This is a genomic window from Pedobacter sp. D749 (genome assembly GCF_019317285.1).
Lineage (GTDB): Bacteria > Bacteroidota > Bacteroidia > Sphingobacteriales > Sphingobacteriaceae > Pedobacter.
On the sequence record NZ_CP079218.1, the window covers coordinates 4419744 to 4438103 of the forward strand.

16 protein-coding genes are annotated in these 18360 nt (G+C 37.4%); 8 read left to right on the forward strand and 8 right to left on the reverse strand.

The features are described from left to right. Positions 1-99: 99 nt before the first annotated feature. The 3 genes from KYH19_RS17905 to KYH19_RS17915 are packed head-to-tail and all read left to right on the forward strand — an operon-like array spanning position 100 to position 1766. A complete protein-coding gene (locus KYH19_RS17905) occupies positions 100-522 on the forward strand; it encodes a hypothetical protein (protein WP_219076104.1) in 423 nt (140 codons plus the stop codon). Positions 523-524: 2 nt separating this feature from the next. Next, positions 525-959 (forward strand): low molecular weight protein-tyrosine-phosphatase, encoded by a 435-nt coding sequence (locus KYH19_RS17910; protein ID WP_219076105.1) that lies wholly within the window; start codon positions 525-527, stop codon positions 957-959. 39 nt (positions 960-998) lie between these two features. Next, positions 999-1766, forward strand: coding sequence for a ThuA domain-containing protein (locus tag KYH19_RS17915; protein WP_132398927.1), 768 nt, complete (start codon positions 999-1001; stop codon positions 1764-1766). A 70-nt stretch (positions 1767-1836) separates the two neighbouring features. On the opposite strand, the gene KYH19_RS17920 is transcribed toward KYH19_RS17915, so the two are convergent. Then, complete coding sequence (locus tag KYH19_RS17920) at positions 1837-2511, reverse strand: hypothetical protein (RefSeq protein WP_132398925.1); 675 nt, start codon at positions 2509-2511, stop codon at positions 1837-1839. Positions 2512-2674: 163 nt separating this feature from the next. On the opposite strand from KYH19_RS17920, the gene KYH19_RS17925 reads away from it, so the two are divergent. After that, a complete protein-coding gene (locus KYH19_RS17925) occupies positions 2675-4126 on the forward strand; it encodes an alpha-L-fucosidase (RefSeq protein WP_132398923.1) in 1452 nt (483 codons plus the stop codon). A gap of 2 nt (positions 4127-4128) precedes the next feature. Here KYH19_RS17925 and KYH19_RS17930 read toward each other — a convergent pair whose 3' ends face one another. The 3 genes from KYH19_RS17930 to KYH19_RS17940 all read right to left on the reverse strand — a co-directional run bounded on the left by KYH19_RS17930 (position 4129) and on the right by KYH19_RS17940 (position 9802). Next, the gene (locus tag KYH19_RS17930) at positions 4129-5649 is read right to left on the reverse strand and encodes a rhomboid family intramembrane serine protease (protein ID WP_219076106.1); all 1521 of its coding nucleotides are present in this window, start codon (positions 5647-5649) and stop codon (positions 4129-4131) included. Between the two features lie 7 nt (positions 5650-5656). Then, positions 5657-6406, reverse strand: a complete 750-nt coding sequence (locus tag KYH19_RS17935) for a bifunctional 2-polyprenyl-6-hydroxyphenol methylase/3-demethylubiquinol 3-O-methyltransferase UbiG (protein ID WP_219076107.1) — start codon at positions 6404-6406, stop codon at positions 5657-5659. A 195-nt stretch (positions 6407-6601) separates the two neighbouring features. Continuing rightward, on the reverse strand, positions 6602-9802 hold the full coding sequence (locus tag KYH19_RS17940; protein ID WP_219076108.1) for a S41 family peptidase: 3201 nt from the start codon (positions 9800-9802) through the stop codon (positions 6602-6604). 74 nt (positions 9803-9876) lie between these two features. On the opposite strand from KYH19_RS17940, the gene KYH19_RS17945 reads away from it, so the two are divergent. From KYH19_RS17945 to KYH19_RS17960, 4 genes are all read left to right on the forward strand, one after another. Beyond that, positions 9877-11157 (forward strand): glycosyltransferase family 4 protein, encoded by a 1281-nt coding sequence (locus KYH19_RS17945; protein ID WP_132398915.1) that lies wholly within the window; start codon positions 9877-9879, stop codon positions 11155-11157. 122 nt (positions 11158-11279) lie between these two features. Then, positions 11280-12425: a YhcG family protein gene (locus tag KYH19_RS17950; protein ID WP_219076109.1), complete on the forward strand. Its 1146-nt coding sequence runs from the start codon at positions 11280-11282 to the stop codon at positions 12423-12425. A gap of 3 nt (positions 12426-12428) precedes the next feature. Beyond that, positions 12429-13175: a glycosyltransferase family 2 protein gene (locus KYH19_RS17955; RefSeq protein WP_132398911.1), complete on the forward strand. Its 747-nt coding sequence runs from the start codon at positions 12429-12431 to the stop codon at positions 13173-13175. A gap of 242 nt (positions 13176-13417) precedes the next feature. Beyond that, positions 13418-13978, forward strand: a complete 561-nt coding sequence (locus tag KYH19_RS17960) for a type 1 glutamine amidotransferase domain-containing protein (RefSeq protein WP_132398909.1) — start codon at positions 13418-13420, stop codon at positions 13976-13978. A 214-nt stretch (positions 13979-14192) separates the two neighbouring features. Here the strand turns inward: KYH19_RS17960 and KYH19_RS17965 are convergent, their stop codons facing one another. From KYH19_RS17965 to KYH19_RS17980, 4 genes are all read right to left on the reverse strand, one after another. After that, a complete protein-coding gene (locus KYH19_RS17965; RefSeq protein WP_132398907.1) occupies positions 14193-14759 on the reverse strand; it encodes a thioredoxin family protein in 567 nt (188 codons plus the stop codon). A gap of 44 nt (positions 14760-14803) precedes the next feature. Continuing rightward, on the reverse strand, positions 14804-15847 hold the full coding sequence (locus tag KYH19_RS17970) for a hypothetical protein (protein WP_132398905.1): 1044 nt from the start codon (positions 15845-15847) through the stop codon (positions 14804-14806). 224 nt (positions 15848-16071) lie between these two features. Then, entirely contained in the window at positions 16072-17262 is a 1191-nt protein-coding gene (locus tag KYH19_RS17975) for a serine hydrolase (protein ID WP_165902652.1), read from the reverse strand. An 83-nt stretch (positions 17263-17345) separates the two neighbouring features. Next, positions 17346-18272 (reverse strand): lysophospholipid acyltransferase family protein, encoded by a 927-nt coding sequence (locus tag KYH19_RS17980; protein WP_132398901.1) that lies wholly within the window; start codon positions 18270-18272, stop codon positions 17346-17348. Positions 18273-18360 lie beyond the last annotated feature (88 nt).

Here is an 18360-nt window from a genome sequence, read left to right on the forward strand (position 1 = left end):
ATCAGATGCCCCAATGCTTCCAGGCTTGGGGCATTTTTTTTGCCAGTGTAGCATATCAACTATAAAATCCGTTTAATTAGACAAAACCAATTATAAACCATGAAAAAATTAATACTTATTTTAACTGTTTGTTTAGCGTTCGGCTGCAAAAAAGATCTCGACAAAACATTAACAAAAAAAGACTGGCGCATCGAATCGATTACGGTTAGCCCGGCAATGACAATTGGCCAAAAAACGAGTACCAACTATATGGAACTGATGGGTCCAAGCAGTTGTGTAAGTAATTCCATGATCTCTTTTTCATCGGAAGGAACTTACGTTTGGAGTTCAAATGGAGCACTTTGCGATCTGTTATCTGATACAAGCATTAAAACCTGGAGAAGAGATGGTGATCAGATTTTTTTATCTTATGCACCACAATCGCCATTAATATTAAGTGGAGATAAACTTACCCAAACCACTTCTACTCCACTACAAGAAGGAATTATTTATACATTTGTTTATGTATATAAATCCAGATAACATTGAAAATTTTAATGGTTTGCCTCGGTAACATCTGCCGTTCGCCATTGGCTGAAGGCATTATGCGACATCTGGCAGATGAACAAAACTTAAATTGGGAAATCGCTTCGGCAGGAACAGGCAATTGGCATATCGGCAAAGCACCTGACCATAGAAGTATTTCAGCAGCTCAGGCATTGGGTTACGATATCAGCAAACAACGAGCGCAACAATTTAACCACTTAATGTTTGCCAGGTATGATCTTATTTTGGTTATGGACCGGAATAATTTAGCTGACGTACAAAGTCTCGCTAAAACCGATGAGGAACGAAAAAAGGTTAAACTTTTCCTTGATAACGGCGAAGTTACAGACCCATATTGGGATAATACCCTGTTCAGCCCTGTTTGCAAGCAGGTTGAAGAAAGATGTAGGAAAATTATCAAACAACTTTCTTAAATTTAAGGCACATTATCCATCACTAACCAAGTTAAAGAAATGAAAAAGTACCTGTCCTTATGTTTATTAGTTGCAACAGTAATTTTATTCCAAAGCTATACCGTAGCAAAGAAATCGGCAAAAGTTTTAGTTTTCTCCAAAACAAAGGGCTTTAGGCATAACTCCATCGAAACCGGAAAAGAAGTGATCCAAAAATTAGGTACCGAACATCATTTTGAAGTGGATACTACCGAAAATGCCGATGTTTTTACAGAAGATAACCTTAAAAAATATGCCACTGTTATTTTCTTAAACACCACAGGCGATGTACTGGACAATAAACAACAGGTTGCTTTCGAAAGATATATCCAGGCTGGAGGAGGCTATGTGGGTATCCATGCCGCAACGGATACAGAGTACGATTGGCCTTGGTATGGTAAATTGGTTGGCGCTTATTTTATAAGTCACCCCGCTGTTCAGGAAGCCAGATTTATCATCAAAGATAAAAAACACCCATCAACCAAATTCCTTACCGATTCGATATGGATGAGAAAAGATGAGCTGTATAATTTTAAAGATATCAACCCGGATATTAAAGTGCTGATTAATTTAGACGAGAAATCGTATACTGGTGGTAAAAATGGCGATTTCCATCCCTTTAGCTGGTACCACAATTTTGACGGTGGAAGAGCTTTCTACACCTGCATGGGCCATACTAAAGAAGGCTGGGCTGACGATAAGTTCCAGAACCATTTATGGGGAGGTATTGAATACGCAATAGGCGGGCAAAAGAAACTCGACTACAGTAAAGCCCATTCGAAATTCTAAAAATTAGGTTGCGCTTGCTGAAATAATTAATCGGCAAGCCCAATCTATCTTATAATAATAAAATGATATTTTATGACTTATTCTTTTTCAGGTTAACCAAATAAATATAATTCAGCATACAGAAAGAAGCCACAGCCCCGAAAGTATGCCATAAAAAATGCGTGCCGATACTCAATATATCCCATTTATCTGCAATTCGGAAAGTTAAAGCAAATATGAAAGCGATTAGGGAAAATCCTACCCATTTGCCATTTTTCCAGTCTGTTTTAATTAAGTACCCAAACACCGGAAATAAAACCAGCGCGGCCATAAAAGCATAATTAATATTGATAAAAATCTGAAAATCGCCATTGCTAAAGAGTCGCCGCACATAAAACTGAAAGAAAGCATAAACCGCTACAATTAAAACGGCAAAATACCATTTGGTTAGTTTGGAAAGAAAGTAGACACCGGCCGAAAGGCACAAAAGCATAATCGGCATCCAATCCATCATGATAAAGATTGGCCAGCGCCTTAAGCCGTGATAAGTGGTACCTCCAATCCCACCAATATAAAGCAGCACCAACGCAATACTTAAAAAAGTGTGTTGTTTAAAATTACCCCATAGCTTAATCGTCCAATACACAGCTATAGCCAGGAAAAAGCAACTTGTTATGGTATTAAAAGGCTCTGGAAATAACTGATTCAGATTGGTTTCGGTGTACATTGTACCACCATCTGGAGGGTTCTGGGTAAAAGCGCTCATGAATAAATAACGTAAGGAGAAATTAAATGTTTCATGGATCTATGTAACGATCAAGATGTAAAAATAATTTCGTTTTTACACTTTCAAAAGGTTAAATATTGGTTAACGCTTACCTTAGCCATGGTAAATATTTGTACTTTAGTTTTAACTAAGCTATACAATTATGAAACCATTATTGATCCTTTTTTTACTCCTTTCAACTGCTATTTACGCCCAAACACCGCCTCAACCTTATGGTGCATTGCCTTCAAAAAGGCAGTTGGCCTGGCATGACATAGAAGTTTATGGCTTAATCCATTTTACACCAACTACTTTCGAAAATAAAGAATGGGGATACGGTGATGCTGACCCTAAAACATTTAACGCGACAGATTTTAATGCCGACCAGATTATTAAAGCCGCTAAAGCAGGTGGATTGAAAGGGATTATTTTAGTAGCCAAACACCATGATGGCTTTGCCTTATGGCCAACTAAAACTACAGAATACAATATCAGTAAAAGCCCGTTCAGAAAGGGAAAAGGAAATTTAGTTAAAGAAGTAGAACAGGCGGTACGCAAAAACGGTTTAAAGTTTGGAGTTTATTGCTCGCCATGGGACAGAAATAATGCAAGCTATGGGACAGATAAATACCTAGCTGTTTATCAGGCACAGTTAAAAGAGCTTTACAGCAATTTTGGGGAACTTTTTATGAGCTGGCACGATGGTGCTAACGGTGGCGATGGCTATTATGGTGGAGCAAAAGAAAAACGCTCGATAGATAACACAACTTATTACGACTGGAATAACACCTGGGCAATTACACGCAAAATGCAGCCCATGGCCAATATTTTTAGCGATATTGGTTTAGATATCCGCTGGGTAGGCAATGAAGATGGACATGCGGCACCAACTTCCTGGGCAACCTTTACACCAATGGCACCTGATGGAAAAAGCGTAGCAGTGCCCGGGCAAGCCAATTATCCGCAAAGCCCCGAAGGAATTAGAAATGGCAAATTCTGGATGCCGGCAGAATGCGATGTTCCTTTAAGGAAAGGGTGGTTTTATCATGCTAATGAAAAGCCAAAAACCCCGGAAACGTTATTCGATCTGTATTTAAAAAGTGTTGGCCGTGGGGCAGGTTTAGATCTGGGTTTAGCACCAGATACCCGTGGACAACTTCATGATGATGATGTAACTGCTTTGAAAACTTTTGGCGACATGGTTAAACATACTTTCGAGAATAACCTAGCGAAAAATGCATCGATTAAAGCGAGCAATAGCAGAGGCAAAAAGTATGATGTTGCCAAGCTGCTTGATGGTAAAAAAGCGAGCTACTGGGCCACGCAGGACGAGATCCATCAGGCAAGTTTAGAATTGGATTTGAAAATTGCTAAAACCTTTGATATTATCAGCCTGCAAGAGTACATTCCCTTAGGTCAGCGAATAGAGGCGTATACTATTGAAATATTTGAAAATAATATCTGGAAAAATGTTTACAATGGCACGAGCATTGGTGCGAAACGCCTGATTAAATTGGATAGCCCTGTTACTACCAATAAAGTAAAAATAAACATTATTAAATCGCCTGTTTGCATTACTTTAAGCGAGATTGGGCTATATAGAAAATCAGCTTAGCGTTACCATTTATACTCACTAGAACCTGCTTCGCCCCGAATAATATTAACTTCATTCGTAAGCTGTTCTATTTCATAACGGTATTTCGATGATTCTTCGAGATATTCTTTACGTAAAAGCGAAGAGATTTTGATGGCCAGATTGGTTATTTTACCATCAAAACCTCTTCGGTAGCTTTCTTTTTCTTCTAATTTGAGTTTATTCATTTCGGCAACAATCTGTTTATTTTTCTGCCAAAGCCGTATGCCATATTGCTCAATTGTTTTCACTTTTTCTGCTTTCGATAAATCGTAAGGAATAGAATAAACCTTATTAAAATCAAATGAATTCTGCTCAAATTGGAACTGTAATTTGTAGAATTTTCTATTTTGATAGTTAGGTGTAAAAATCAAAACAATGGCCGAAAATATCAGCACAATAATGCCCGTTAAACCGTATTGCCAATTGGTGGTTATTTTCCATCTCCAAAGTTTTTCATTAAAAATCACATAACATATTACAAATCCAGAAATTAGCCCACCAATATGGGCGCTATTATCTACTTTGCCGTTTATACCATTTAAAAGCATAATAGCCGTAACCAGAATGGTACTGATCAATAAGGACTTGTTGGCATTTTTCTCGAAAGCTTTACTTAGGATTAAAGCCATAAAGGCGCCAAAAACGCCCATAATAGCACCTGATGCCCCAGCCATAAAACCATATTTATGAAAGATGAGACTCACCAAACCACCGCATATTCCGCTAAGTAAATAGGTAATCAAAAATTTAAGCGAACCAAGTTTATGCTCAACCATTAAACCGATATAAACCAAGGCATACATGTTAAAAAATAGATGCGACAAACCTAAATGAACAAATTGATGGGTAATTAACCGCCAATATTGCCCCTCTAATACCAGCTCTCGGTTATTTGCTCCAATGTTTAAGTAGGCATTGGTAATTACTTCAGGAATAAGAGAATCTTCGGCCCTCAATTTAAGCACAACAGAAATAAACAACAGCGTAAAGCCAAAATAAAGAACATTTAAAATTATCAGAATCGGGGTAACTAGGTATCCCTCTTGAGGAAAAAAAAGATATAAAATATTTTTAATTTTATTCTTGGCGGTTAATGGCGCCTTTTCAAAATAAGTGTCATCCTGAGTAGCAATTAAAGCATGGAATGTGGCTAAACTTTCATCCCAGATATTTTGCAAATGGTACTGGACATACTCAAATTCATGGAAAAATTTTTCGAGATTTAAATCGTTTTTCCCATAATCGTTAAACCACATCTGAATACCTACACACTCACTCTTTACTACAGCGAAATTCCCGTGGATACGGACAGAGACTTCTTCACTGTACGACTGGAAAGATATTGGCGTGTAAGCAATTAGCCCACTCTCAGAAACATGACTAAGGCTCCAGCCTAAATTTTCAATAGCCTGCCTGGCTATAATTAAATATTTGTCTGCCGGAAAATCGGCCAATGGAATATACTTTTCAATTTTAGGCGAGTAACCCCAACTGATTGACATAGCGCGTTTAGATTTTTTTCGCTACTAAGATAATATAAGGTGATAGATTTTTGCTTTCGAATGGGATAATCTTTGTAAATACTTTTCCAGTCAGCCAAACTGCTTTCTTAAATAAACGAACACCAGCAGATTTCTGGCTCTCATTTTCCAGCCATACACTAAAACGACCAAAATAGCCCGATTTTACTTCTTTAAGTCCGGCTTGTTCGCAGATCGATTTCAACAAAGCCGGATCCATGCTATTAATATTATGTTTATCGTAGTTTTCCTTATCGAAATTCTTTTGGAACCAACCATTAACAGCCTTAAAATTCGGAAGCGTGATAAATAAAGTGCCGCCCGGTTTTACAAAGGCAATGTGGCGGTTAATAATGTCGGCAGTATCATTAAAATGTTCGATCAAACCGCAGCTTAACACCATATCATACTGTTTATCTGATACATAATTAAACAAGTCAGCTTCAACAATGTGAATATCCTTTTCGGTTAAACCGTTTTTTGCTAAAAGTTCATTAACAACGGGTGGGTGAACAAAGTAATCTAAAAGGGTAACATCAAGCTTGAAGTACTTTTTCAGAAACACAGCATAATAACCCGGGAAACCGCCCAGTTCAATAGCAGTTTTAACATTGTCTTTTTGGATGACATCTGCCAGTTGTGCATGAAATAAATAGTTTGAAGGTAACTGAACCGCAAGTCCTTTTTTACTTTCCCAATAATTTACCCAAAAAGCCCTGTCGGTTAATAAATTTGCCATGTTATTAAATAATTCCAACCCCAAAGAAACGGAAAGTATGTTAAAGTTGAAAGGTTTCGATTGCTCGATTGTTAAATTGTTTTATTGCTAGATTGTTCGGCAAATAGCTAGAAAACGAAAATTGTTTTATGATCGGTAGTCAACAATATAACAATCCGACAATAAAACAATCTTTCGGCAAATGATCGATTAACCTTACTTCAAATCCTTCAAGATCTCTGCTACTGCTTTTTCGAGTTGAGGATCTTTATCAGCCAGACGGTCTTCGAAAGTATTTTTCACAAAAATATCGGGTTTGACACCTTCTTTTTCAATGTTCTTGCCATCCATAGTATAACAGCCCCATGATGGTAAACGGTAAGAAGAGCCATCAACCAAACCTTTAGCGGACGTGAAAATAATCCAGCGGTAAGTTTCCGTACCGATAATTTTGCCCAGTTTTAATTGCTTAAAGCCTGCTGCTGTCATTTCAGCATCACTTAAAGATTGCTCGTTAACAAGTAATACAATAGGCTTAGCTGCAGGACCGAAGTTACTCTGTGGTGCCATTTTGCCTCCACGGTATTTCCATTGTAAATAAGGACGTTGAGAAAGGAATTTCAACACATCATCATGCACGTTTCCGCCGGTATTGTAACGGAGATCGAGGATAATGGCTTCCTTATTTTCTTCCTGTGCAACCATATCCAAAAGGAAAGTTTCCAGCTCGCCACCGCCCATGTTTTTCATATAAGAATAGGCAATCCGGTTATTGCTCCATTTGTCTACATTCTTATGGTTCTGGCTAATCCACTCGTCATAAAGATTTCCGCGCAAAGTGCCAGAACTTTCAGGATGTACATTTACATAAACATCCTTTCCATTGCGTTTAAAGGTTAACGTCATTTCCCGATCCAATGATGGCTTACTGAAATAATAATCGCGGTCTATTTTTTCGTCTACCTTAACGCCATTCACTTCTGTTAAAATATCCCCGGCTAAAATATTTGTTCCGGTACGGGCAGCATTACTTTTAGCGGCAATACGTTCTACCTTTAAAGGATTTTCGTTATCGAAGATGATCCCTGTTTCATTGGTAATGTAATTAAGGTTTTTGCGTTCCTCTGTACCTGCACTATTAAAACCCATGTGTGAAGAATTCAGCTCGCCAAGCATATCATTCAATAAAATTCTCAAATCACTCCGGTTATTTACATAGGGCAAATAAGCAGCATAACGTGTCCTCATTTTATCCCAATCTACGCCATGAAATTTTTCGTCGTAAAAATTTTCGTCTAAACCTACCCAGGTTTCATAAAACATCTGGTTAAATTCAGCATTTAGGTTTCTGGTAAATTTATAACCGTGGTCTACCCGATCAAGTTTATTTCCTTCCAAGCTATATTTGTTGATTGTCCCTCTTGATAAAACGAAAAATTTATCCCCTGCCGAAATAATGGAGTAATCACCCCCATCGGCAACTTTTTCAGTTTTATTGGCTTCGAAAGGTTCGATAGTAGTACGGTAAAGTCCTGGCGCACCTCCTTCATGGTTAGATGAATAAAATACATAAGTTTTATCACCCTTTGCAAAAGCATCTGTTCCGTACTGACCTCCAAAAGAAGGCCCAACCAGCTCTATCCGGTCTAAAATATCCTGTGTGTTAATGGTAATTACATTGGCAGGCTTAGGTGTAGGTTTAACTTCGGTTTTCTTTTTAGCTGTATCTGCCTTTGCCTTTTTACCATTTTTATTATCAGTTATTGCAGGCTTAACTTCCGTTGGTGCAGGTTTTGTTTCTTTAAACAAATCGTCGAACTTATCAGAACGATAAGGTTCATCATAATTATTCAAAGCCATACGGTAAATATGCGCATTCTGCATTCCCGTTGGATAAGCTGGTTTTGTACGCGCACTGGTAAAGAAAATATACCTGCCATCTGGCGACCACGCTGGACCGGTTTCCGTAACGCCGGTATTCGTTAAGTTAATGGTTTTATTGCCTTTAATATTATGCACCATGATATCCTGCTCAAAATTACGGTAAACGGTAAAAAGGACGTATTCATCATTAGGCGAAAAACTCGGTGCGGCGTTCTGTAAAGCCCAAAACTCGTCGGTGACTAATATCTTTGCGTCGAAAGTTTTAAGGTCCATCAGTTTGAGCTCATTTCTTCCGCTCAGATATACCGCCATCGTTTTGGTTTTATTTAAAGTGATGTCGCGCACATTTGCTTTATCTTTGGTAAGCTGTTTTACCGATCCTTTGCCATCACCAGTAATGGTAAACCAGTTCTGATAACCATTGGCCGTTTGGCTGAACAAAATCGTTTTGTTATCGGCCAGCCATTTACATTCAAGAGCACGTTCGCCACTATTGGTAATTTTGCGAATAAACTTTCCATCGGCATCACTCACAAACATGTCACCACGTGAGATAAAAGCCATTTTTTTCCCATCAGTAGAAACATCGAATGCAGAAATATTTCCGCGGACATCATACTCTTGCTCTTTACTCAACACTTGATTGCGCGAAGTGCTGATATTTACTTTTTCTGTCTTTTTTGAAGCTACATCATAAATGTACAATTGATAATCTTTTTCAAACACAACGGTAGTTCCATTGGCAGAAACAAATGGACGTTTAATAGAGGTATCAAAATTGGTTAGACCTGTTTTCTTGCCATTAATGAAAGTATATAGGTTATATTCATCATTTCCCTCATCCGACACAAAAAATACATTTCCCTTCTGATCAACACTCGTCCAGAAATCTTTCCCAATATAATCGGTGTAACGCTTATAGCTTTTTGATTTTGGATTGTATGATTGAATATCTGGGTTATAAGCCCCTTTATAATGTTTGCGATTGGTGAAACGGTAGCTCTCCCAGGTATCGTTAAAGAAAAGCTCTCCCGTTGGCGATTCGGCAATGTGGTGCGTAGTATTGAAATAATTGTCGAATAAGCGAACAGCCGTACCACCGCTTACATTTACTTTATAGCTCGAAAAAGAATTATAGCGACCAGAAGTGAAATAAATTGTTTTCGAATCCCAGCTCCAGTTGTCTACTTCATCCGCTGCATCGTTAAAAGTTAACTGTTTAATGTCACCACCTGTTAAAGGCATTACATACACATCATAATTACCAAACTGATTGGATGAAAAAGCCATCCATTTCCCATCAGGAGATATTTTCGGGTTAATTTCTTCCCCCTGCATGGCGGTAATCCGCGATGCAATACCTCCTTTTACCGGAACTTTCCAGATATCGCCATCATAGCTGAATACTATTGTTTGCGCATCTGGCGTTAAAGCAGGGTATGCTGCAAAGTAAGTTTGACCTTGAGCAAATAATGAATGAATGGGCAGTAAAAATGCGAATGTTGCAAATGATTTTAAAAGGGATTTGATCATGATTTATTTTGTTTGGCTTTTGATGCCTTAAATTACACAACAGATTTTATATTCGTAAACAATAAAATGTATTTTTGATCGATTTGAAAGTAGTACACCTAAATACCTATGATGGAAATGGCGGAGCAGGACGTGCCTGTTTGCGCTTAAGTGACGCCCTAAAGGCGAGTGGAATCGATTCAAAAGTATTGGTTTACTATAAATTTGGTCAAAACCCCAAAATAGATACTTTCAGCAATTCACCCTTTCAAAAAGCCAAGGCCGTTTATAACATCCTATCAGAAAGATATTTCGCCAAATGGCTCAGCAAATCGGTGAAAACGCCCTTTAGTCTGCAATGGTTTGGCCGTTCGGTTATAAACCATCCTGATGTTAAAAATGCGGATATTATCCATTTACATTGGGTAAACCATGGTTTCCTTAATCCTAAGTTTTTGGCCCAAATTGATGAACTGGAAAAACCCATTGTATGGACTTTCCATGATAGCAACGCTTTTACAGGTGGATGTCATGTACGTTACGGATGCGAAAATTTTCACCAGCAGTGTGGTAATTGCCCGATTCTGAAAATCAGTGGAAAAAACGATATTTCGCACAAAACCTGGCTACGTAAACAAAAAGCTTATACCGAATTAAATTTTCATATTGTGGCACCGAGCAAATGGATGGCCGCATCGGTAAAGTTCAGCAGTTTATTGGGTACCAGAAAAGCAACTGTTATCCCTAATACCATCGAAACTAAAATTTTCAAGCCCTATGTGAAATCAGAGGCGAAGAAAATTTTAAAAATCAATCCTGATAAGTTTGTATTGATGAGCGGATTTATGCCTTCAAAAAACGACAAACACAAAGGAACGCCCTATTTAATCGAGGCGTTGGAAATTCTATCGCGCAGGGCCGGAATACAAAAAGAGAATATTGAACTTGTTATTTTCGGAAACAAGGAAAATGCAGAAATGCCAGAATTCCCTTTCAAAACCACCTTTTTAGGCACTATTAATAAAGACGATCATTTAGCGAAGTGTTATTCTGCCGCCGATGCTTTTATTACACCTTCCCTTGAAGATAATTTACCCAATACCGTAATGGAAAGCTTGGCCTGCGCTACGCCTGTTGTTGCTTTTACCACCGGTGGGATTCCGGATATGGTGAAACACATGCAGAATGGCTACCTGGCCGAATACCAGAATGCCGAAGATCTGGCAAATGGCATTGAGTGGCTGTATCACCGCCCAAATAAAGAAGATATTCAAAAGGCAGCAAGGTTGAGTATTTTAACCGATTTCTCTGAAGAGGTTATTGCTGCAGAGCATATCCATCTTTACGAAACATTGATTGATTTACAGCCAAAATAACTCAATATCTTAATAAAATTTACGGTTTCTATTTACAATTCGGTTGGCAAAATCACATTTTCTTTTCTATAAATAAAAATTTGGTCAATCTTTATTAAATTTATAGCAACTGAAACTGTTTAATGGAAAGCATCGCAAATTATTCTGAAAGTATTAAGGCATTAAAATCGGCTATTTTATCAAGCCGGTATAAAGCTGCTACTTTAGTTAATAAAGAACTTTTGCTGTTATATTTTACGGTTGGTAAATTTATTTCGGAAAAGACAAAGAAAGAGAAATGGGGAGCAAAGGTTATTGATAACCTCTCTACCGATTTACAGGCCGAACTACCAGGTTTACGAGGATTCTCAGCTACAGGCATAAAAAGAATGAGGTTCTTTTTTGAATCCTGGGAAGAATATTTCCTCACCAAGCCATCGGCAAAGGGACAATTATCCATCATTGATATTGAAGAAATTGTATTTAGACCAACACTGTTGGACCAAATTGAAAACACTGATAATGAGATAATTAAAATTAGACCAACACTGTTGGACCAAATTGAAAATCATTTTTTTAAACTAAGCTTTTCACATCATGTAGAGCTCATCCAGGCTACTGAAAATTTAGAGGAAAAGATATACTACATCCAAAAAACAGCTACAGAATTCTGGAGCTTAGCTACCTTAAAGCATCAACTTAAAAACAAATCTTTTAGCAATTCGGGTAGTTTACCAAATAACTTTTTAAAAACGATTTCTAACGAAGAGATAAGGAACAAAGCGCTACAATCTTTCAAAGATGAATACCTGTTAGATTTTATTAATATAGAAGATACTGACGAGCCAGATGAACGGGTTTTGGAAAGTGGAATAGTACAGAATATTAAAAAGTTTTTAATGTCGTTAGGAACCGATTTTGCCTTTATTAGCAATCAATATAGGTTAATTGTTGAAGACGAGGAATATTTTTTAGACCTTTTGTTTTTTAACCGCCGTTTACAATGTTTGGTTGTTTTCGAACTAAAAACCGGAAAATTCAAACCTGAGTATTTGGGCAAAATGAATTTCTATTTATCTGCTCTTGATGAATATGTTAAACAGCCACACGAGCAGCCATCAATCGGCATCATACTTTGCAAAGAAAAGAAAAACAAAATTGTAGAATTTTCATTCCGCGATTTTAACAAAGCAATGGGTGTTTCTACCTACAAAACCAGTGCAACATTACCCAAAGCATTTAAAGGTTTAATCCCAGATGCTGAAACCTTTAAAAAACTAATGGATTAACCCATGTCCAAATTAACAATCATCACCATTGTATATAATAACGTTCGCGATATCGAACGTACCATTCAATCGATCCTTAAACAGACCTATAAAAAAATCGAATATATTGTAATAGACGGCGCATCAACTGATGGTACGCTACAGGTTGTTGAGCGTTACAAAGATCAGATTTCGAAAATCGTATCAGAACCCGATAAAGGCATTTATGATGCCATGAACAAAGGTTTGGCCCTGGCAACAGGCGATTATGTATTATTCATGAACTCAGGTGATGAGATTTATGACGAACAAACAGTAGAAGATGTTTTTGCCTCTGCTCCCGGTGCCGATATTTACTACGGGGAAACAGAAATGTACAATGATAACTGGGAAAATTTAGGCCGTAGAAGGCACGAAGCACCAGAAGAATTTAATTGGACGAGCTTTAAATATGGCATGAACATCAGTCATCAGGCCATTTATATCCGCCGCAGCATTATTACTCCTTACGATTTAACTTATAAATATAGTTCCGACATCGATTGGATTATCAAAGCAGCAAAAAAAGCTTCAAACATTGTTAATGTGCACCGTTATGTAGCCAAATACCTGGTTGGCGGCATGAGTAAGAAAAAACACCGTGAAAGCTTAAAAGAACGGTTTAAAATCTTTACCAAATATTATGGTTTAGTACCGAACATCTTTAATCATATTATCATTGCAGGTAATTTAGCCTTATATTTTGTGAAGCACCGTAAGACAAATGATTAGGTATTTAGCCCAATATGTTAATATCGAAGTATCGTCATTTCGAGCGCAGCCGAGAAATCTATGTAAATTAATTTAGTTCAAAGATCTCTCCATTTCGTTGCACTTCAGTCGAGATGACGCCGCCCTATTAGATTCTGTTAAATGGTTTGGGCTATATAAGATGCTACCCTAATTTCAAATTTATAAAAACAATAATTTCTCCAAACTGTCTTTAATACATCACCTATTAAAAATTAAAGATTATGGGACAATTAAGTAACCGCACTATTGCTGTACTTTCAGAAAGCGGATTTGAAGAAGTAGAATTAACCGAACCAGTTAAAAGGTTAAAAGAAGAAGGAGCCACCGTTCACATTATCTCCTCAAAAAGCGGAAAAATAAAAGCCTGGGATCAAGACCACTGGTCGATAGAAGTTGATGTAGACAAAACCATTGCAGAAGCAAATGCTGACGATTATAATGGTTTGCTTTTACCAGGTGGCGTAATCAATCCTGATCAGCTACGTGTTAACGAAGATGCGATCGCGTTTGTAAAAGCATTTTTTGCTGATGGAAAACCAGTTGCCGCCATTTGCCATGGCCCTCAAACTTTGATTAATGCAGATGTAGTGCAAGGCAGAAAAATGACTTCAGTGAAAAACATTTCACAGGACCTGATCAATGCCGGAGCGATATGGTCTGATGAAGAAGTAGTGGTAGATCAAGGTTTGGTTACGAGCCGTACACCTAAAGATTTACCTGCTTTTAACGATAAAATTGTAGAGGAATTTGCCGAAGGTGTTCATGAAGGGCAACACGCCTAAAAACTTTGGACGCTCTTTCTAGATTCACTCAAAAACGGTTGGCAAATTGCCAGCCGTTTTTATTTTAACCTGTTCTTTTGTGCCGTCAGATGTTACCATCTGATGGAGCATTATTCTTTATAAAATGGAATTAACTGACAGAACCGTTTTCAATGTTGGATGTAACATCCAACACCACTAAAAAGGTCAGTGAGGATTAAACAATTCTTTGTAATTACCCTTTATATTTTGGATCGTTTTTTCTGAAGCGTTCAGCTATTTTTGCTAATTCTGCATCATTTAATTTAGAGGTCTTTTTGAGCGCATCTGTAAAGGCCTTTATCTCTTCCTTAGAAGCAGGGCAACCAATGATATTTTGACCTTTTACTTCCAATCCCGTTCCCTCTGGACGGAGATGTGAATCAACAATTAATTTGCCATTGGCATCAAAAATAAACCACACCGGAATGCCGAAACCATCACTTTTGTACTTCTTCAACAATTCGGCAGCACCAGGATTTTCAAGATTTTCTTTTCCTTTCGATTCCAATACCGTTAAATGCTCAATTACGTAACTTTTCTCAAAATAAGCTTTAATTTCCGGATCGTTCATGCTATCATCCATTTTATGGCACCAGCCACACCAGGAAGCATGAAATAATACAAAAACATACTTCTTTTCTTTTTTCGCTTTGGCAATTGCGCTGGTTAATATCGCATCGGCACTTGCAGGTGGTACTTCAGGTTTAAAAGCAGTACTAACGAATAAAATAAAAAAACTGTAAAGAATTATATTTTTCATAACATAAAGGTTTGATTTTGAGAGGTAATTTAACCAATTATTTCTTAAAGCTTTACCTGCCTGATGATATTTTTAATATTCAGTTCAATAATATCGGTCATGGTTTTACAGCGCAGATAATTCGTATCCTTAAAATAATCGCTCATGCCCTGTTTTAGCAAAGCGATATTTTCCGGTGTGGTGAGTTCTTCTTTGTTCGAAACGTCGCGGAGATCAGTTAATCGATGTCGCTCGCTCCTCACCCGGTGCACAATAGACGAGCGTTCTTCCTGCTGATATTGCAATACAGTTTTCTCCGTCAATTGCTCCATGCTCATTTTTACATAAGGCAGGTTCTCTTTAAAAAACTGGGGCAAATAAACCTTCAGGTTGCCTTCGTAAAACTGCTGATCAAAATCTATAGCGCGGATACGGAACTGGATATCATCAAAATCTGGTGTAATTTGTACTACAAAATTATAAGCACGCATGTCGCCCAAAAGCATAATCAAACAGCGCTCATTAAACTTCACAAACTCTTTTGCAATACGGGTTGGGTTAAACTCTGGAGTATACAACTGTCCTTTTGTAAAAACATCTCCTGGAATCCCGGCAATATGCTCTTCTACCAAGGTATTGCCATCTACCAGGTAATTTACCTGATTTGGTGACAGGATTTCTTCCATCTCTAAACCGTAAATCCGAGAGGCATCCGCTTTTTTAATGTAGAAGTAATCATAAACATCATTCAAACGGTTTACAATCCGGATACGGAAAGGATGGGTATTGCCAAAAGTGCAATACTCTATTTTATCGATGTATTTATGTTCAACAATACGCAGGTTACCCGATGCTTTAAGATTTGCATAAATTTCTTTCAAACCATCGTGCAATCTTTCAATTAGATCCTGCGCATAAATCGGTCCTTCCCAAAGCGAGTCTTTACCAAACTTATCCATTAAAGGAAAAGCCTCGTTAAACTGCATCAGATCATTATAACCGATGGGCAATTTGGCCTCGCGCTGATAAGTGCGCAAATATTTCTGCAAAGCAGGTGTAACCGGAAAAATCGGCTTCTTTTTTGAAATTTTTACATCGTTGTTTTCCATGCAGAGGCAATGTACTGTTTTATGGAAATATGTATATATTTTTTTACCACAAAGTTCACGAAGAAATATCACAGAGAAAACAGAGAATGTTTAAATGTGAAATAATATATTGGCCACGAAAGCACGGAACACACGGAAATATTATCTATTCCTGAGTCCGTAGCGAACGAATAGTCTGCTTAACTCATTCTTTCTCTTTGAAAACTCGGTGTTCTCAGTGGTTATTAACCCTTCGGATAACTGAATGGGAATCTACTCAGATACCTGCTGATTTTACGATAAGGATAATTACCTGCTCCATGATCGGCGAATTGCACAATAATAGTATTCGTTTTCGGATCAATATACAGCCTTTGTCCCAGCATACCTTCAGCAGCATAATCTCCCTTGTCCCCTTCCTGCGGAATCCACCAAAGGTAATGATGAGCTGATTTTTGCCAGCCTTTTGCAGATGCTGGTTTTTCAGCACCAATGTTAACGGATTGATTTACCCAATCTTCAGGAACAATCTGCTTTCCATGATATTTCCCTTTATTCAAATATAAACGCCCGATTTTAGCAAAATCAATCGCCGTTACCTGAAAACGGCTGGCAGTATTGGTTAAACCGTTTACCTGATCTAATCCCCAGGTGGCGTTATATTGCGTACCAATCTGCTTCCACACCTTGGCTTCAAAATACTGCGCCACCGATTTACCCGTTGCCTTTTTTAAAACCCAACCCAATAAAATCGGATCGATACTTTTGTATACCCAAACCGTACCGGGCTTATTTACCAGTTTAACTTTCATCAACTGCGCTTTCATATCATCAGTATAATAATATTTGGCTTCATCAGAGAAAAATGCCTTTACAATCCCACCCAACGCATCCTGAAATTCAAGTCCCGATTTCATCTCCAGAAGATTTTTTAAAGTAATTTGCGCAAAGGCAGGGTTCGATTTTAATTCAGGAATGTATTGTGTTACTTTATCATCTAAGCTCTTAATACTATGATCTGCCAATGCCTGACCGATAGCAATAGAAATCATACTCTTAGCTCCCGAGAATATACTCTTTAATGTACTATCACTATAACCCTTATCATATCGTTCATATAAAACACTATCATTCCTAATTACGATAAAAACATTGACCTGTCCATTTTTTAAATAGTCTTTTAAGGAAATGGATCGGTTATTTCCATCTAATACATGAAGTGTATCCAGATCATTCCTTTGTTTTATAGGTCTGATAAAATGAAAAGCCGAATCACTTTTATGTGAAACTTCCTGCGGAAAAATTTTATAAGTTTCGGCACTAGGCGTTCTATATCTTAATACCCTTCTGAGGTATGGTTTCCAGAGCAGGAGCATAAAAAGCAATAAAAAGAAGGAATATATCAGGATTAAGAGTGTTTTTTTGAAGATTTTCATCAGCAGCATTTATGTTCTCAAATATAAAATATTTAAAAATTATGCTGTACAATATTAGATATCACTTAAAACAAAGTAATGCCTTAAGCCATTGTATCCATTATAATCTGATCTTCGGCAGTAACTTTCGAAACTTTCGGCACTGGTTTATATTTCCACCTTCGGTGACTCCACAACCAATAAGCCGGCGCTTCTTTGATCATATCTTCCAAAAAGTGGGTATGCATTTCAGTGATTTCAAATTCAGCAGTTTCATCAGGATTTAAACAGATCGGAACACAGTCTACTTCGTAATAGCCCCTTTTTAAATGATTTATCTTTAGGTAAAAAACAGGACGATTGGTTTTTTTAGCAATTTTTTCTACACCCAATTGGATCGACGATTCCTGGTTTAAAAACATGGTCCAGTAGTTTGATTCATCTTTTGAAGGAGCCTGGTCACTTCCAAAAGTAAACATGGTCGCCTCATTTTTACTCGATTGAATAGCCCTCAAAGTTTGACGCATCGACACCATATTGTTACCGAATTTACTTCTCATGTTCAGGAACCAATTGTCAAAAGCTTCACTACTCAATGGTTTATAAATTGGGTAATGTCTGCCAGAAAAGTTTAAACCAATAGCCATGCATACCCATTCATAATTGCCATAATGTGATGAACAGAAAATTACGCTTTCGTTATTTTTAAGATAAGCTTCTACCAGATCGGTATTTTTAAATTTTACCCTTTTATTTAATTCCTTTTCAGAAATGCTTTTCATTTTGATCACTTCGATAAAAAGTGAAGCCAAAAATTTATAGAACCGTTTTTCTATAGCATAAAGTTCAGCGGTGGTTTTCTCTGGAAAAGCATTAACCAGATTTTCTTTAACCACTTTTCTACGGTAGCCAAAAACATAAAAAATTAACACATAAAATACATCTGCCAATCTATATAAAATAAATAGCGGAAACAGCGAGAGCATATTTAATAAAAATATACCCATTTTGGATAACCCTTTATTAATCATGATGGGAACGATTAGTTTGCTTGGAAAGACACAAAATTAAAGCTGAGGGCAAAATTAATTGCCATCCGATTGTTAGTTTTTTATTCCC

What these genes read in the sequence shown, in the direction of transcription:
- KYH19_RS17905 (WP_219076104.1), top strand. Translation starts at nt 100, where the DNA reads ATGAAAAAATTAATACTTATTTTAACTGTTTGTTTAGCGTTCGGCTGC.
- KYH19_RS17920 (WP_132398925.1), bottom strand. Translation starts at nt 2,511, where the DNA reads ATGAGCGCTTTTACCCAGAACCCTCCAGATGGTGGTACAATGTACACC.
- KYH19_RS17965 (WP_132398907.1), bottom strand. Translation starts at nt 14,759, where the DNA reads ATGAAAAATATAATTCTTTACAGTTTTTTTATTTTATTCGTTAGTACT.
- KYH19_RS17960 (WP_132398909.1), top strand. Translation starts at nt 13,418, where the DNA reads ATGGGACAATTAAGTAACCGCACTATTGCTGTACTTTCAGAAAGCGGA.
- KYH19_RS17940 (WP_219076108.1), bottom strand. Translation starts at nt 9,802, where the DNA reads ATGATCAAATCCCTTTTAAAATCATTTGCAACATTCGCATTTTTACTG.
- KYH19_RS17925 (WP_132398923.1), top strand. Translation starts at nt 2,675, where the DNA reads ATGAAACCATTATTGATCCTTTTTTTACTCCTTTCAACTGCTATTTAC.
- KYH19_RS17935 (WP_219076107.1), bottom strand. Translation starts at nt 6,406, where the DNA reads ATGGCAAATTTATTAACCGACAGGGCTTTTTGGGTAAATTATTGGGAA.
- KYH19_RS17970 (WP_132398905.1), bottom strand. Translation starts at nt 15,847, where the DNA reads ATGGAAAACAACGATGTAAAAATTTCAAAAAAGAAGCCGATTTTTCCG.
- KYH19_RS17915 (WP_132398927.1), top strand. Translation starts at nt 999, where the DNA reads ATGAAAAAGTACCTGTCCTTATGTTTATTAGTTGCAACAGTAATTTTA.
- KYH19_RS17975 (WP_165902652.1), bottom strand. Translation starts at nt 17,262, where the DNA reads ATGAAAATCTTCAAAAAAACACTCTTAATCCTGATATATTCCTTCTTT.
- KYH19_RS17980 (WP_132398901.1), bottom strand. Translation starts at nt 18,272, where the DNA reads ATGATTAATAAAGGGTTATCCAAAATGGGTATATTTTTATTAAATATG.
- KYH19_RS17955 (WP_132398911.1), top strand. Translation starts at nt 12,429, where the DNA reads ATGTCCAAATTAACAATCATCACCATTGTATATAATAACGTTCGCGAT.
- KYH19_RS17930 (WP_219076106.1), bottom strand. Translation starts at nt 5,649, where the DNA reads ATGTCAATCAGTTGGGGTTACTCGCCTAAAATTGAAAAGTATATTCCA.
- KYH19_RS17950 (WP_219076109.1), top strand. Translation starts at nt 11,280, where the DNA reads ATGGAAAGCATCGCAAATTATTCTGAAAGTATTAAGGCATTAAAATCG.